Annotated in this window: 12 protein-coding genes; all 12 read left to right on the top strand. The window is 53.8% G+C overall.

The window, feature by feature from the left end:
• Positions 1-694 precede the first annotated feature (694 nt).
• The 12 genes from ACR3ZL_RS08550 (at position 695) to ACR3ZL_RS08495 (ending at position 16,804) form a co-directional block, all read left to right on the top strand.
• On the top strand, positions 695-1,390 hold the full coding sequence (locus ACR3ZL_RS08550) for a sugar transferase (RefSeq protein WP_473648284.1): 696 nt from the start codon (positions 695-697) through the stop codon (positions 1,388-1,390).
• 32 nt (positions 1,391-1,422) lie between these two features.
• Complete coding sequence (locus tag ACR3ZL_RS08545; RefSeq protein WP_473648285.1) at positions 1,423-2,463, top strand: Gfo/Idh/MocA family protein; 1,041 nt, start codon at positions 1,423-1,425, stop codon at positions 2,461-2,463.
• The gene (locus ACR3ZL_RS08540; RefSeq protein WP_473648286.1) at positions 2,460-3,029 is read left to right on the top strand and encodes an acyltransferase; all 570 of its coding nucleotides are present in this window, start codon (positions 2,460-2,462) and stop codon (positions 3,027-3,029) included. Before ACR3ZL_RS08545 ends, ACR3ZL_RS08540 begins: the two co-directional genes overlap by 4 nt.
• A gap of 108 nt (positions 3,030-3,137) precedes the next feature.
• Positions 3,138-4,286 (top strand): DegT/DnrJ/EryC1/StrS family aminotransferase, encoded by a 1,149-nt coding sequence (locus ACR3ZL_RS08535; RefSeq protein ID WP_473648287.1) that lies wholly within the window; start codon positions 3,138-3,140, stop codon positions 4,284-4,286.
• 49 nt (positions 4,287-4,335) lie between these two features.
• On the top strand, positions 4,336-6,663 hold the full coding sequence (locus ACR3ZL_RS08530; RefSeq protein WP_486173377.1) for a GumC family protein: 2,328 nt from the start codon (positions 4,336-4,338) through the stop codon (positions 6,661-6,663).
• Positions 6,664-6,674: 11 nt separating this feature from the next.
• Positions 6,675-8,138, top strand: a complete 1,464-nt coding sequence (locus ACR3ZL_RS08525; RefSeq protein ID WP_473648290.1) for an O-antigen ligase family protein — start codon at positions 6,675-6,677, stop codon at positions 8,136-8,138.
• Positions 8,138-9,571, top strand: coding sequence for a flippase (locus ACR3ZL_RS08520; RefSeq protein WP_473648291.1), 1,434 nt, complete (start codon positions 8,138-8,140; stop codon positions 9,569-9,571). Before ACR3ZL_RS08525 ends, ACR3ZL_RS08520 begins: the two co-directional genes overlap by 1 nt.
• A gap of 69 nt (positions 9,572-9,640) precedes the next feature.
• On the top strand, positions 9,641-11,857 hold the full coding sequence (locus ACR3ZL_RS08515) for an NAD-dependent epimerase/dehydratase family protein (protein WP_486173376.1): 2,217 nt from the start codon (positions 9,641-9,643) through the stop codon (positions 11,855-11,857).
• Positions 11,854-13,026, top strand: coding sequence for a glycosyltransferase family 4 protein (locus ACR3ZL_RS08510; protein ID WP_486173375.1), 1,173 nt, complete (start codon positions 11,854-11,856; stop codon positions 13,024-13,026). Before ACR3ZL_RS08515 ends, ACR3ZL_RS08510 begins: the two co-directional genes overlap by 4 nt.
• A complete protein-coding gene (locus tag ACR3ZL_RS08505; RefSeq protein WP_473648295.1) occupies positions 13,023-14,276 on the top strand; it encodes a glycosyltransferase family 4 protein in 1,254 nt (417 codons plus the stop codon). Before ACR3ZL_RS08510 ends, ACR3ZL_RS08505 begins: the two co-directional genes overlap by 4 nt.
• On the top strand, positions 14,273-15,547 hold the full coding sequence (locus tag ACR3ZL_RS08500) for a glycosyltransferase family 4 protein (RefSeq protein ID WP_473648296.1): 1,275 nt from the start codon (positions 14,273-14,275) through the stop codon (positions 15,545-15,547). Before ACR3ZL_RS08505 ends, ACR3ZL_RS08500 begins: the two co-directional genes overlap by 4 nt.
• A complete protein-coding gene (locus ACR3ZL_RS08495; protein WP_473648297.1) occupies positions 15,548-16,804 on the top strand; it encodes a carboxylate--amine ligase in 1,257 nt (418 codons plus the stop codon). It abuts the gene before it with no gap.
• The last annotated feature ends 55 nt before the right edge of the window (positions 16,805-16,859 follow it).

Raw genomic sequence — 16,859 nt, 5'->3', positions numbered from 1 at the left:
GTCAAAGATAACGAAACCGAACGATCAGAGTTGGCTAGCGACACTACCGGCTATCCAAACTGCTTCGATGCTAAGGCTCGCTATCCTAACGCTGCACCAGTTTTCATGATTGGATCTGGTGGAGCGAAGCCGTCTTTTTGTCGCGGTATTATTGCTGCCCTGGCAACTCCTCCAAGGCCAGGCAAATCAGTCGAGAGCAAAACGCTTTACCGAGTATGCTCTTTGCACTGCTAAGTCGCCCACCGATTGCTCGCCCCAGGAAGATTACGCCGGGCCGACACCAAACTGACTAGACAGCGTGGCGCAGAAATTTTCAGTTCGCCCGCTACGCCGACTGGTGCCGATCCTCCTGACAGCGGCCCGCACCCTCCCCCCCAACGTGCGTAATCAGCCTGCTGGTGAATTACGCCGGCGATTTGGCTACGGGGCTGAAGTTGCCGATAGCGAACGCGGATGGCTTATAGAAATCCAAACCTCAAAATCGCTTTAATCCGAAAACTTATAGTGTCCAAAGGACCAATTTCTTCAATCTCAACACAAGCAGCCCGCCTGTGAGCGATTGGTTCAAATCGATCCTTGCGTCCTTGCAAAGGCTATATAAGATAGACCGACCTTGCGGATTAAGAAGGATTTTCCAGCCCGAATTGGGAGTTCGCTAACGCGATCGGTTGCTCCACGAGCGACGGATTTCCCAATGTTTGTTGCCGAAAGCTTGGAGTTGTTGATGCCCGCTTTGCTGGAAAGGCCAGTTGTTCCTGAGATCGATCGGTCAATCAACCAGCGTGAAAACCCTCGTTGGAAACGAATCTTGGACTTAATGGTGGTTGCCATTTTGGTTCCTGTTTTGACGCCACTTTTCTTATTAGTGGCTATTTACATCAAATTTGTTTCACCCGGGCCGGTTTTCTTCCTGCAACGACGCGTTGGTTATGGTGGCAACCCATTTACGATTATCAAGTTCCGCACGATGCATGTCGCGCCGGTCAGTCGAGACCTTGAACATCGTAACTATGTTGCCGCTCACGCGAGCACCGGAACGCCCGTCAAAAAGCCGGAAAACAAGAGCCAACTGATTCCAGGTGGTTCTTTGATCCGCAAATTATCCATCGACGAACTACCACAATTGTGGAACGTCGCCGAAGGCACCATGAGCTTGGTTGGACCTCGCCCCGACCTCTTACAACTTGAGGATTACGAAGCGTGGCAACTAGCACGTTTCGAGGTGCTGCCAGGGATGACGGGACTATGGCAAATCAGTGGGAAGAATCGTCTCACCTTTGAAGAGATGGTTCGCTTAGACATTCAGTACGCGCGAAGCTTATCGCTTCAGCACGACCTGAAAATCATCTTGATGACAGCCCTTGTCATTATCAAAGAACGCAACGAGTGAAACGACACATCTTTCCTTTGGAATCTAATCGCATGTTAAGAGTTGGTATTGTTGGATTGGGCTATTGGGGCCCTAACTTAGTACGTTGTTTTTCTGACTTGGAAGACTGCAAGGTCACCGCGGTGTGTGATCAAAACTACGACCAACTTCTACGCATTAAGGATCGCTTTCCCAGCGTCTATCCAATTGAAAGCTTTGACGCATTACTCGACCGTGACTTGGTTGATGCCGTCGTCATTGCGACACCGACGGAGACTCACTTTGATCTAGCGATGAAGGCGCTCGACAACGACTTGCATGTCTTCGTTGAGAAGCCTTTGGCTAAGACTTCCGATCAATGCCGCCAGTTGGTCGAGAAGGCCAACGAAAGAAACCGCACACTTTTCGTCGGTCACGTGTTCTTGCACTCATCGCCTGTGCTGAAGCTTCGCGAGATGATCGAAACGGGCGAACTCGGCGGGATCAACTACATCAGCAGCCGTCGCTTGAACCTGGGCCCGGTTCGAAAAGACGTCAGTGCTCTGTACGACCTGGCTCCTCACGACATCTCGATGATGCTGTACCTGTTGGGTCAAAAACCAATCTCGGTTACTTGCACCGGTTTCGATCGTCTCAATCCTGGTATCCACGACGTTTGCAACTTGACGATGATGTTTGAAGGCAACCGCATGGGCATGGTCCATGTCAGTTGGCTTGACCCTCGCAAGGAACGCGTCTTGACCGTCGTGGGTGATCGCAAGATGGCGATCTACGATGATCTGGAACAAGAAAAGATCAAAGTCTATGACAAGGGCGTCGACAAACCTCAAGACTCGTCGGGCGATTTCGCTGACTTCCAATTGGCCTACCGCTACGGCGGCAGCTACAGCCCGTACATTCAAGAGCGTGAGCCTTTGAAGGCGGAATGCTCCGAATTCGTCCGCTGCATTGTCGAAGGCGACATCCCTTTGACCGATGGCGTCAACGGTTTGGACGTGGTCGAAGTACTCGAGGCAGCTGACTTGTCGATGCGGCAAGGCGGCCAACTGATCGAGCTTAACGCACCCCAACAGGCGTTGGTTACCGAGTCGTGATCCACGAGAAAGCGCTCGTCGACGATTTGAGCGTGCTGGGGGAGGGCACCGATGTGTGGGCACACGCGCACATCATGAAAGGTGTCGAAATTGGCAAACGCTGTAGCTTTGGCGATCATGCATTTGTGGAATCAGGGGCAAAGATTGGCAACAACGTTACCGTAAAAAACCAGGTGCTTATCTGGGAAGGAATTACAATCGAGGACGACGTGTTCGTCGGTCCACGTGTCACCTTCACCAATGACGTTTTTCCTCGATCGCCACGCGGCAAGTCTGCGGCCGAACGATACGACACAAAATCCTCTTGGTTGGTATCCACCACCGTCGGGCAGGGAGCCTCCATCGGGGCGGGTGCCATTATTTGCCCAGGTGCGAATTTGGGCCGGTACTGCATGGTCGCTGCCGGAAGCGTCGTCACGAAAGACGTGCCTGATTTTGCCCTCGTGATGGGCAATCCCGCTCGTCACGTAGGTGACGTTTGCCGTTGTGGCAGCAAGCTTGATGCGCCTTCAAGCCAATCGACTTGCCAGCACTGTGGGCAAACGCCCGAACAACGAAACCTGTAACCACCCAAAACCTGATACCCCATCGCTTAGCTGAATGTGCTTCTTCAAACACATCCAGCCTCTTCGATAGCGATCAGTTGACTGCCCCCTCTTTTCAACGAAGCCACCATGAGCACTGACATTTCTCTACCAGCGATTCCACTTGTCGATCTGCAAACTCAAAGCCGCGCCATCAAAGAAGACGTGCTAGCACGGATCGGTGACGTGATCGACGGTGCCCGCTACATCCTCGGTAGCGAAGTGGCCGAGTTCGAGCAGCAATTCGCCGCTTATTGCAACGTGGAACACTGCGTCGGCATGGCCAACGGAACCGAAGCCTTGCATATGGCATTGAAGGCGTTGGACATCGGTGCGGGCGACGAAGTTATCACGGCCGGAAACTCATTCGCCGCAACCGCCTTCGCGATCGCTTACGCCGGTGCCGAAGCGGTTTTGGTTGACATCGACCCGTTCGATTTCAACATCGACGTGAAGCTGATCGAACAAGCGATCACGCCTCGGACCAAAGCGATCATGCCGGTTCACTTGTACGGCCAACCGGCACGGATGAACGAAATTCGCGAAATCGCTCGTCGTCATAACTTGCGAATCATCGAAGACTCCGCCCAGGGCCATGGCGGTGAAATTAACGGCGAGCGATGCGGCTCGTTCGGCGACATCGGCTGCTTCAGCTTTTACCCAGGCAAAAACCTGGGTGCCTTCGGGGACGGCGGCGCTGTCACAACGAATGATCCCGAATTGGCCGAAAAGCTAAACCTGCTGCGGAATTACGGCCAGCGTCAAAAAAACAAGCATGACATGCTCGGCTACAACTGCCGGCTCGACACCGTCCAAGCCTGCGTTTTACTGTCCAAAATGCGGTTCATCGAGGAATGGACTGAAAACCGTCGCCAGGTCGCTGACTGGTACCGCGAGGAACTCAAAGATGTCGACATCGCGTTGCCGCAAGCTCATGATGATTGCCGGCACGTCTACCACTTATTTGTCGTTCGCACCCCTCAGCGTGATGCGATGATTGAGGAATTGGCCAAACAGAACATCTTCTGTGGCGTCCATTATCCGCACCCGTTGAACACCGCTGGCCCATTCGTCACAGCCCCTACATTCCCACAGGGGTTGCCCGTTTGCAGCCAATTAGCCAGTGAGATTTGCTCGCTGCCAATGTATCCTGAGATGACTCGTGAGCACGTTGTTCGCGTTGCCGAAGCGGTCGGTAACTTTGTCGCCCAGCAGGAGCCCGCCAGTGGCGTCGTTTGAATCTGATCCTTCCGAATCTTCCCATTCGAATGAGACGCAGGGTGGCCCATTGGCCAATCCACCTGCGGAACATCCGGTGGAGCGTCAGCGCGCCGGGATGAGCCGGCTAGGACAACACAACGGACCGCACCTATCCGCGGAACAATCCCCGTTGTGGGTGGACAATGGCGGCTTAAAGTTTTCCAGCCTCAGCTCGTATTTGGAAATTCCTTTCATCCACAAGTGGCTGATCGGGCTTTGCACGGCACTCGGATTGATGTGCGGTTGGCTTGCGATTATCGCGTGGCCGCGGACGTACGAATCCGAAGCGAAGTTGATGGTCCGCGTGGGACGCGAAAGCGTTTCGCTGGATCCAACCGCGACGACCGGGGCTACCTTGATGCTCCAGAAGACTCAAGAAGAAGAGATCGTTTCGGCGCTCGAAGTTCTTAACAGCCGCCAAGTCGCCGAGACCGTAACCGACGCGATCGGTGCCAACGCCATCTTATCGGGCGAACTGCCTGCCGAAGGTCCCGCGCAAGAGCCCAGCTTGCTTGGGCGAGTGAAGGACACGGTCAAGGATGGACTGTTTCAAGCGATGCTGTTTGCTGGTCTGAAAGACGACATCAGCAACCATGAACTGGCCGTCATGCGGGTCGGCAATTCCCTTTGGACACACTCACCGCGCAAGTCCAACGTCATCATTGTCGAGGCGCAAGCGAAGTCGCCCGAGATGGCTCAAGCGATCGTCGACAAAGCCACGAAAACGTTTTTGGATCTGCACCTCGAAAATGCCCATACCGTTGGCTCGTTTGAGTTCTTTGACCAGCAAGCGAAAGCCGCCGAACAAGAACTAAACGGTTTGGTAGCCCGACGCGCCGACTTCATGCGAGAGAATAAGATCGTGTCGATCGATTCGAACCGTGCGTTATTGCAACAACGGCTGACCGGAATTGACCGCGATTTGGTTTTGGCGACCGGACAACTCGAAGAGGCCGCCTCGTCAGTCGAAGATTTGCGAACCAAGTACGCCGGGACGGAAGACGAAATCGTCGCTTCCAAAATTGCGGGTTCCGATTCCACATGGAGCGGAATGCGTCAACAGGTTTACGAACTGGAAGTCGCTGAGCAAAACTTGGCCGCCAACTACACCGACGATCACCCCAAGTTGAAACGCGTGCGAACGCAATTGGAAGGTGCTCGCGAAATCCTGGCGGAACTGGAAAGCGAGCGAGTCGACGAAAGCCGCACGCCGAATCCAATGAAGTCAAGCTTGCTAGGCGAACTACAGCGTCAAGAAACACGCGTGGTCGGTTTAACTTCGATGATTGCTGAAAAGAAACGCCAGCAACTAGCGATGCAAAAACAAACCGATGATCTACTCGAATATGAGCGGGAACTGACCCAAGTTGATCGCGAGATCCGGATGGCTGAAACCAGCCTCAAGGTTTTGCAACAGAAACTGGAAGAGGCTCGCGTGATCGACGAGTTGCAAACCAACAAAATTTCCAACGTGACGGTCTTTCAACCGGCGACATTGATCGAACGAGCCATTAGCCCCAAGAAGCCTGCATTGGCGGCGGCGTTCCTATTGCTTGGCTTCACCGGCGGTTTAGGCCTTTCAGTACTACGACAAGCGACCTCGTCATCCCTTCGCACCAGCGACGATGTCGAGAACCAACTTGGTTGTCCGGTAGTTGCCTCGTTGCCACGGATCAGCCGCGTGAATTCCCCACGCATGAATGACCAAAAACGTCTTCAGGAAAGTTGCCAAACGCTTGTATCAGACATCCTGCTAGGCCAACGTCGATCCGGAAGCCCACACGGACGCTCGGTCGGAATCATCGGCGTCGATGAAGGTGCCGGTGCTAGCACGCTAGCAATGAAACTCGCCACCGCGAGCGCAACGGAATGTCGTCTGCGAACCGTTCTCGTCGACGGCGACACTCGCCAACGGTCGGTTTCGCGAAGTTTCAAACTCAACGGCAAACCTGGCCTTGTTGAACTGGTTAGCGGCAGTGCTTCGCACGACGAATGCTTGCAGTCGGCGACCGGGGTCCCGATGCGATTGATTTCGTCTGCGGCCGATTCCTGTGACGATTCACTTAACAACAACGCACCTGAGATTGTTGAATCGCTACAGGCATATCTGGAAGATTGCGATCTGTTGATCGTGGATTTGCCCGCGGCCAGCCAACCAGATCAAGCCATCGCCGTTGCCCAGCATCTCGATAGCGTTCTGGTAATTATTGAATCGGAAAAAACACAATCGGCTGCCGCCGATCGATTGTTACGTCGGTTGGCTGAAAGTGACACGGAAGTTGTTGGCGTGGTCTTGAACAAGACTCGCAACTACTTGCCAGTGTGGCTGCGGAGGTTCGTTGGCTCGCAGGCCTAACGTTCCCGTTCATGGAAACGCCACCCGCCAACCTATCGGCCACGCTGAGCGAATCAGCAAAGATTGACGCACACTCACGAAGTGTTGCGGCGACTTCGCATCGCGCTGCCGCGGCGGTGGACCTTTCGTTGCTCGAGCGGTTGGCCTTGTTGGTGGGTATCGTTGAAATCCCGCTACAAATCGACAAGTACTTCATGTACCACCAAGCCGACGCCTCGCTTGGCGCCGTCGGTGGGTTCAATTTGTCGTTCACCACACTCGCGTTGATCTATCTGTACAGCCGATGGTTCGCCGACATGGCATTGCATCGCCGCCGGACGATCCTTCCGCCACTCTTCGGCATCCCGATGGTGTTCTATTTGGGCACGGTGCTGTTGAGTCGCTTGTCGGCATCTGTACCGATGCTGACCTATTTTGATTTCGCCAACTTGATGCACGGCTATCTGCTGTTCTTCTACATTGCCAACCGTGTGCAAACGCATCACGATATGTTGTTCATGCTGCTGGCTCTGGCCACGACCTTGTTCGTCCAGGCATTGCTCATCTTCTTTGCCTCCGCAATCGGAATGAATGCGGAAGAAAGATCCTTCGGACCGCTTTTGTTGACCGTAGAAGAAGGCCGGCGTCACGGTGGAAGTATGCACTCACCGGTACTTGCCGGTAGCACGATGGCGTTGATCTGGTTACCGGTCGCGTCGGCGTTAACGTTCGTTCGCCAACGTTGGTGTTGGACTTATTTAGTGCTGGTCACCGGATCAGGAATGCTGGCGATTCTGTTGACACAAACCCGAGGCGCGTTGCTGACGTCAGCGATCGGCGGTGCCATCATCGGCTGTGGCTTGCTTGCTCGCGGATGGCTACCGAAGTGGACGCTTCCCATGGCCGTGATTATGGCTGTGATCAGTATCTATCCCATGTTCTTGATCTACAAAAAACGGATCGAGCACGGTGACGGCGAGTCCGCGATCGCGAGAAAACACTTATCGCTGATCGCTTTAGAGACAATTGCCGAACGTCCAATTTTGGGACATGGCAGCGGCAACTGTCACATCGCAGCACGAGACATTGCCAACCAAGGTGAATATCGGTCGGAATGGTACTTTACCATCCACTCAAAATACTTGTTGGTCTGGATCGAAACAGGGCTGATCGGACTAGTCGCTTTCTTAACTGTCTTAGGCACGGGATTCCGGTATGGGTTTGCGACTTGGCAAAGTCGTGACCCAGCTCTATCGGTGTTGGGACTGGCGTTGTTCGCTGCGTTAGCCGGACATTCGGTGCACATGATGGTGGACGTGTTTAACTCACGAACCCAAGTTCAAATGTTGTGGTGTCTGTTAGGTTTGAGCGCGGCGGTCTATAAGCTTTCACGCCATTCCGCTGCATCCAATTCCGGCCGAAAACTTGTGACTCGCCGCGCCGCCAACTCGCGGTTTGCTGCCCATCGCTTCACTATGGCGGGAGGCGTGGCCTGATGGCGATCGAAGCAATTCTCCGAACCGGCAAGAACGCTGGCATGCTGCTCGCGGGCACGATGACGCGTATGATCGCGAGCTTCGTGTTTGTGATCTACTGCGCCGACCAACTGGGCGTCGAAGGCTTCGGCCAGTACACCATCGCAGTGCATTACTTCGAGCTGTTCTTGTCATTGACGGCAACGGCGGTGGGCATTTTGCTGACCCGCGACATGGCTCGCTGGCCACGGCACTCTCACCAATTAATGACGTCGGCCATCGTGCTGGCCCTTGGCATGTGCGTCCTTGCGATCATCGCGATGAGCGGCGTGGGGACATTGTTTCAATACTCCAGTGAAACCTGTATCGCTTTGCTAATCGCTTCGCTTGCCTTGATACCCGCGTCAGTATGTGCGGTATTCGAAGCCGTTTTCGTGGCTCGCGAACGAGCCGAGTTCTTGACCGTGGGCGTCGCACTGGAAAGCCTGTTGAAAATCGGCTTGAGCATTTGGATGCTCGCGATGGGATACGGGCTGATCGCATTGATTTGGGTTCTATTCAGCGTGCGTCTTGCGTTGATGCTGGCCTACCTAATCGGACTCCAACGCATTGGTGCGTTGGGTTGGTCATTCCATCGCAAACGCAGTCTGCGGTTTGTTCGTTGCTGGAAGATGTTTGCAGCTGAAAACTGGATGGCGTCGCTGTACACCAACCTGGATGTCATCGTGTTGTCATGGATCACTGGCGAGGCCGCCGTTGGGATCTACAGTGCCGCTTGGAAGATTGTCCGCCTAGGCTCCGTCGCCGCGAAGGCCTACACGACGGCGGTGTTCCCAGTGATGTCGCGACTGCATGCGGAATCCCGCGAATCGTTCACCCGTTTGTACCGCCATACGATCCGAGTCATGTGTGCGATTGCACTGCCCGCGATCGCGATCGTTTCAATCGTACCTGACCGCATGATCGGACTGCTCTTCAGCGAAGAATACGCCGCGGCCGCGCCCGTCCTGCAAGTCTTGATTTGGGTATTGCTAATCGATTTCCTGAACCCTTTCCTCAGCTTCACCTTGTTCGCACAAGGTCGACAGGACAAATCGATGCACGTCGCGGCGATAAGTTTGTTTGTCAATTCCATCGCCACCTACGCGTTGGTCCTGCAATACGGTGCCGTCGGCGCCGCGACAGGGACGGTGATCGGCGGATTGGTTGCAATGGTCTGCTATCTGATGTTCGCAATGCCCAAACCGGAGGTGATCGCAACATTCACCTTAGCTGTTCGAGTTTGTGTCGCCGCGGCCGGTATGGGATGGGTGGTCTTCTATTTCCGAGACAGCAATTGGTTTGCACTGCTGTTGGTAGGTGGCCTGGTTTACATCCCGTTGCTGTTCTTGGTGAAGGCGATTCGCATCGCGGATTTGCGGTTCTTCCAGACAACGTTTTTGGCGAGAGCCTGATGTCCTGATCGTTCTTCACTTCTTATCCAACACTCAATCTACTTTTCGACTTCAGTCACGAATTTCCTTATGTCTGCTACCTCATCCCAAAACGCGGTTCCCTCGATCGGCATGATTGGGTGCGGCGCGATCGCCGAAATCTATCACCTTCCTGCCCTACAAAAGATCGCGGGCGTACCTGATCAACTTTGGCTGGTCGAACCCAATGCGGATCGTCTGGCGGAGATGCGTGACAAGTTTCCGTCGGCGGGCGGCGTCGCCGATTACCGTGAACTGGTTGGCAAAGTCGGTGGCGTTATCATCGCGACCCCGCCATCAAGTCACTACGAAATCTGCAAGTTCTTTTTGGAACGGGGCATCCACGTTCTGTGTGAAAAGCCTCTCACGGAAAACTACGAACAGGCAGCCGAACTGGTCCAGATTGCTGCTGCCAATAACGCCAAGCTTGCTGTTAACCAAACGCGTCGTTTCTTCCCCACCTACCAAAAGATTCGCGAACTAATCGCAAACGGTGCCATCGGTGAACTTCAATCAATCAAGTATCACGACGGTGTCGAGTTCGATTGGCCTGCGTCGTCACCTCACCACTTCGCGCCCGGTGCTCAAGGAGCATGGTCTGACACCGGTGTGCACCTGCTCGACACGGTTTGCTACTGGTTGGGTGCTGACGAACCGAATGCAGAAACGCCCACGTTGGTCGAGTCGCTCAATGACTCCCATGGCGGCCCGGAAGCGATGGCGACGGTTCGGCTGAAGCACCGTCAATGCGATGTGGAAATCAAAGTCAGCCGTTTAGGCCGGTTGATGAATGGCTACAAAATTGTCGGAACGCTTGGCTCGATCGAAGCGAGTGCAGAGGAATTTGCCACCGTCGATGTCCGATTGCATCAAGGCGGCGGCAAGGTACATCGCGTCGGTTCACGCAAACTAAAGTACGTGGATTTCGCGAAGCCTTTGTTGGAAAACTTCGTCCAGGTTGTCGCGGGCAATGCGGAACCGATCGTACCGGGATCGAGTGTTGTCGGAACCGTGAAGTTGCTGGAAGAGGCCTATCAATCACCCCAGCAATATCGAATGGAGTGGAACGACGGAATTGCCGAACTCGCTCAACAATGGCGTCAATCGACCGATGACAATCAAAAGCCGATGCGAGTCCTGGTCACGGGAGCCTCCGGTTTTGTCGGCGGACGAGTCGTCGAATGCCTCTTGCAATCGGGAATCGCAACACCGGTTGCAGCCATCCGAAGTTGGTCGCGGGCTGCGCGAGTAGCCCGGTTCGGTTCGGAACTTGTGATTTGTGACATTTGTGATGCCGAACAAGTAGACGCTGCGGTCGCAAACGTCGACGCAATCATCCACCTCGCCAAAACCGATGATCGTGAATCCATTGTTGGCGGCACACGCAACTTGCTCGAAGCAGCGGTCAAGCACGGCGTCGACAAATTCGTCTTCTTGAGTACCGCCGAAGTCTACGGTCCCGAGGTTCATGACCAGGTCACGGAAACGCAAGAACGTCCCAAGACAGGCCGGCTCTACGGCGACGCCAAAGTCGAAGCGGAAGAACTATGCCATGCATATCACAGCCGAGGTTTACGACCCACGATCCTGCGTCCTTCGTTGATCTATGGGCCATTCAGTAATTCTTGGACCACCGATTTTGCCAAGCGACTGGAATCAGGCAATTGGGGAACATTTGAAGAGTGCGGTGACGGCAAGGCCAACTTGATCTATGTCGATGACCTGGTTCAAGCGATCATGCGATCCTTGACCTACGAAGCAGCTCGCGGCGAAGCGTTCAACGTCAATGGACCGGAAGTCTTATCGTGGAACGAATACTTCCAACGCTTTAATGACGCGTTGGGACGCAAGCCACTTCCTGAGATCTCGGCGACTAAGTCAAAGCTTCGCACCAAAGTGATGGACACATTCGGTTTTTTAGCTGACAAAGTGGTCGATCGCTTCGAAGACAAGCTGATGGAAATCTATCTGCAAGGTGGATGGCCTACCAAGGTAATGAAGCGGATCAAGGGCACCTTGAATTCAACGCCCAGTGGCAATGAATTGAACGATCTATTTTCCCGCGATGCCGTTTACAACGACAGCAAAGCTCGTGAAACGATCGGCTACACCCCGAACTTCGATATGAATGAAGGGCTCCGCCGTAGCGTGCAGTGGCTGCACTTGAATGAAGTTTTGCTGGAATCCAATCCTGATCGAAGCGCCCCCGACGGTTCGGGCACCGACCAACTTTCAACGAGTCACCAACACCAGGAACTCGTCTCATGAAGATTGTTTGGATCTCTTACGGTTTTGAAGAATACAGCGTCCTGCACGTCAACGCACTTTGCGAACACCACGAAGTGTTGCTGGTGATGCCGCGCGCCGGTGAAGGGGAACGCGAATACGATATTGACCCACGCGTTAAACAACACCGTTTCGACAAACCACGTTTACGTGAACCGCTGCGTCAATGGGCATCGGTCCGTCAAATCGTGGCGGAGGTCCATGCATTCAGCCCAGATGTGGTTCATTTTCAACAAGGACACTTGTGGTTCAATGCGGCATTACGCCAACTGAAACGATACCCACTGGTGATTACAGTCCACGACCCACGACACCATGCTGGCGATGTGGATTCATTGAAGACGCCCCAGTGGTGGATGGACTACGGGTTTCGCAAAGCGGATCACGTAGTGGTTCACGGCGAAACGCTTGCGGTGGAAGTGAACCGTTTGTTTGGTTTCACTGAGGATCACATTCACGTGATTCCGCATGTCGCAATGGGCAGCATTGATAGCGAATCCAATATTCAAGAAGAGCCCAATACGATCCTATTCTTTGGCCGGATCTGGGAATACAAGGGTTTGCAAACCCTGATCGCGGCGGAACCACTGATCGCACAACAGGTTTCTGATTTCAAAATCATCATCGGTGGTGCCGGCGATGATTTCGAACAATACACCCGAGCGATGAAGAACCCAAATCGTTTCGAAGTCCATAACCGCTGGATTGATGACAAGGAACGGGCCACTTTCTTTCAAAGGTCTTCGATGGTGGTGCTGCCTTACAACGAAGCAACCCAAAGCGGTGTCGTCCCGGTCGCGTTCAACTACGCCAAGCCCGTCGTGGCGACACGTGTCGGTGCGTTAATCGAATGCGTCGACGATGAACAAACCGGATTGCTTGTACCACCCCGCGATCCACAAACGCTCGCCGATGCCATTGTACGATTGTTACAAAACCCGGAAGAGCGGATTGCCATGGGACTTGCCGGGAAGCAAATGCTGGATCGAGATTGGTCGCCGCCTGTGATCGCGGCACGAACCGCCGCTGTATATCAGCATGCAATCGATGGCCGCAGTGGTGCCTCAGCAACAAAGTCCCCTGCACGCACACGAGTCAAAAACGCTGGCAAGCCTCGTCCGGTTGGCCAACCCACCGAGGTGATGCGATGAGTTCGACAACATCCAAACTCAACGGTCCCATGCATGTCGGCGTTGTCGCCTCGTTAAAGCATGGCTTCGAACACTTTGTCTTGCGAGAGCTCACGTTTTTCGAGGAACGTGGTGCGCAAATCAGCGTGTTCCCAACCAAGCTCAACAAAGGACTCTATGGGCCGCGGCCAACATGGAAGCTGTACCCGTGGAACTTGGTATCACTGCTGATTGCCCAACTGTTGACCTTCTTGGGGTCGCCACTTAGATACCTTCGACTGCTAAAGACCGCACTTTCACACGGCGCTTTGATCGACTTCGTGCTGGCAATGAAATTCGTTCGCAATATGCAAGATGTCGACCTGGTCTACGCCACTTTTGGCGACCACAAATTATATATCAGCTACTTTTGCAAACAGTGGCTCGACATCCCGATGGTTTGCACGATCCATGCCTACGAGATCTACGAAAATCCGAACGAGTCGATGTTTCAACTCGCGATCTCGGATTGCGATCAAATCATCACGGTCACCGATTACAACAAACGCGAACTTCAAACTCGTTACGGTATCTCACCAGACCGAGTCGAGGTCGTGCGACTTTCGATTGATTTAGACAAGTACCAACCCAGCAGCAAATTTGTTGTTTTGATCGTCGGCTACTTTGCTCAAAAGAAGGGGCACCGTGTCCTGCTAGACGCAATCGCCAAACTCAACAATCCCGACATTGAACTTTGGGTCGTCGGCACGGGCCGCGATTCCATTGACAGTGTTGATGTCCAAAGCATTGCCAAAGAGATGAACCTGGAGTCGCAGGTGGCCTTCTTTGGCGGCCTTTCGGGAACCGCGTTGCGAGCGGTCTATCACGCTTGTGATGTGTTCTGCCTGCCTAGCCACTTCGATGATTTCGGTGGTGCCGAAGGCTTCCCCACCGTCATCATTGAAGCGATGGCATGTGGCAAACCGGTCATCAGCACCCGGCACGTTGAGATTCCCGCTTTGGTGGAAGAGATTCTTGTTGATGAAAAAGACGTCGCTGGTCTCGCTGATGCAATCGACCATGTCTACCGGTCAGGCGAAAAGCGGAGTCAAATGGGCATTCGCAATCGTGAAATCGCCGAAAGAGAATTCACCACGGCCAATGTAGAACGCACGGTACGTGCCATGGCGACGCTTTGCGGACGCGAACTGCAGGTGTTGCCAGACGCTCAATCGTCCCCCGATCCAGATCGAACATCCGATCAAAAGCTTGTCACCGGAGGCGTATCGTGAGTAAGCCCAAACGCATTTTGATGTTGCTCGAAAACGAGAGCATGCCGGACGATAATCGTGTATTGCTTGAAGCTGAATCACTCGACGAAGCCGGCTATCAGGTCACCGTTATCTGTCCCACCGGTGAATTTTCGGCTATGCACGAATTGATTGGCAACGTGCGGGTCTATCGCTACCCCAAGCCTATGGAAGTCGGCGGCTTCATCGGCTACGTCTGGGAATATGGCTATAGCCTTGCGATGATGTTTGTGTTTTCGTTGTACGTCTTCTTGCGGCGTGGTTTCGACGCGGTGCACGTGCACACGCCCCCAGACATGACCGCATTGATTGCGATCTTCTATCAGTGTTTTGGGAAAAAGTTCGTCTTTGACTTACATGACCTTTCGCCAGAATTGTATCTGGCTCGAGGCGGGAAGACAGAACCCAACGCGGTCTACAAAGTCTTGCGATTCTTTGAACGGTTGGCTTGCCGAAGTGCAAACCGTTTGATCGCCACCAATGAAACCCAACGCAGCGTTCAAATCGATCGTTGTGGTGCCAAACCCGAACATTGCTATGTGGTGCGCAACGGTCCCAATGAATTCTTCTTGAATGACGTCCAACCGCTTCCGGAATTCCAGACCCCAGGAAAGTTGGTCTTAGGCTATGTCGGCGTAATCGGAATTCAAGACGGCGTCGACTACATGATCCGCACGCTTGAGAAGCTAAAGAACAAGCACGGTCGCGATGACATTCAAGTCATCATTGTGGGCGGTGGCCCTGCGGCGGCCGACTTGATGACCTTGGCCGAAGAACTCGGTGTGGCGGACATGATTCACTTGACTGGGATGATTCCGTTTCCAACCGTTCCGCGTTACATCGCAACGTTCGATATCTGCTTCACGCCGGATCCTAGCAACGATTACAACGATAGTTGCACGACGATCAAAACGATGGAGTACATGGCATTGCGTAAGCCAACGGTCTGCTATCGCACTCGCGAAAACGTGCTGACCGCCGGTGAGGCGGCACTTTACGCCGACAACAACGACATTGACGATCTAGCCCGCGTCACGCTGCAGTTGATGGACGATGCAGGGTTACGAAAATCCATGGGCGAGTTTGCCCGTGCTCGGGTGGAAGATGGACTGACTTGGGCCCACCAAGCTCCCAAACTGATTGCCTGTTACGACGACCTGTTTGATATGCCTCCACGCCCCAACCAAGGTGCTTCTGCGGTAGGGTCCGATTCGCTCACCGAACACCGTGAACCAGCCAATGCGGCAAGCTAAATGAGCACGCCAGTCCCACTGTTAACCGCAACCGCGACTCAATCGTCAAGCAAGTCCTTGACTGATCCCGTTGCCGCTCGTGATGACGAAAAAAACGCAATGGGCGTCCTCTTGATCGGGGCTGACTTCCAAGCGTTGGGCGTTGTCCGTGCCTTACGTGAAGCGGACATTCCGGTCTACGTGGTTGCTCACGAAAGAGGAATCGCGAACTCATCACGCTACGTTAAGCGTCGATCTCGCAAGTATGACCTGATCGACGACGACCGCGGCGTCGAGTGGTTGCTCGAGCTCGCTGACCGAGAGTCGCTCAACGGATGGGCGATTTTTTGTGTTGATGACGACACGGTGGAGTTCCTCGCCAAGAACCACGAGCGACTGTCCAGCCGATTCGTAATGCCGGTTCCGGCTTGGGAAACGACCCAGCTATTTTTCGAAAAGGACCGTTCGAGTGTCGTCGCTCAAGCCGCCGGTTTGGCCGTGCCCATTGAATACCCAAGCGATTCACTTGAAGAGTTGCTAGCCAACGAGATTCAATATCCGGTCATATTGAAACCGACCTTCAAAAAGAACTACTACGGCAAAACGAACGACAAGGCGATTTTGGCTCCTGACGAAGAAACGCTGATTCGTGAATTCAAAGCCATGAATTCGCTAATCGACACGTCTCAAATCCTGGTTCAGGAGTTTCTAACTGGTGGCCCCAAGAACCTGTTTTCATTTGCTGCGATTTTTGATGGCGAAAACGTTGTCGCGGGACTGGCCGGCCACCGTCTGCGTCAGCATCCGATGGACTTCGGACACGCTACAACCTTCGCGGTTTGCAAAGAGATGCCCGAATTAGAGCAGCTCGCGACTCGATTTCTGCGAAGTCTGAATTACCGTGGAGTTGCCGAGGTGGAGTTCATGTTTGATGAACGCACGGGCACCTATAAATTCATCGAAATGAACGGCCGGTTTTGGGGGTGGCATGGATTATGCCGCGCCGCAGGCCTGAATTTCCCCCTAACACTGTTTCGAACACTTCAAGCCGTTCCTGTCACAAGAGTTCAACCCAACATTAACGCAACATGGGTCCGCATGCTGACCGATGCACCGACCGTCATGCGGGAAGTAGCTTGTGGACGGATGCGTCCGACCACGTTGTGGCAAACCTTTTTTAATCGCACACAAGATGCTGTCTGGTCATGGAAAGACCCCGCCCCATTCCTCGTTGAATGCATGATCGCACCTTACCTTTGGTGGAAGAAAGGGTTTTAGAACCGTTCTTTAGACCGCTCCCATCGCCCCGACTAATCTCTTCCCAACCCTGAAT

Source organism: Rhodopirellula sp. J20-39, from assembly GCF_057365095.1.
Note: the sequence above shows the minus strand (reverse complement) of the source record. Positions and strands in the feature narration are given on the sequence as shown.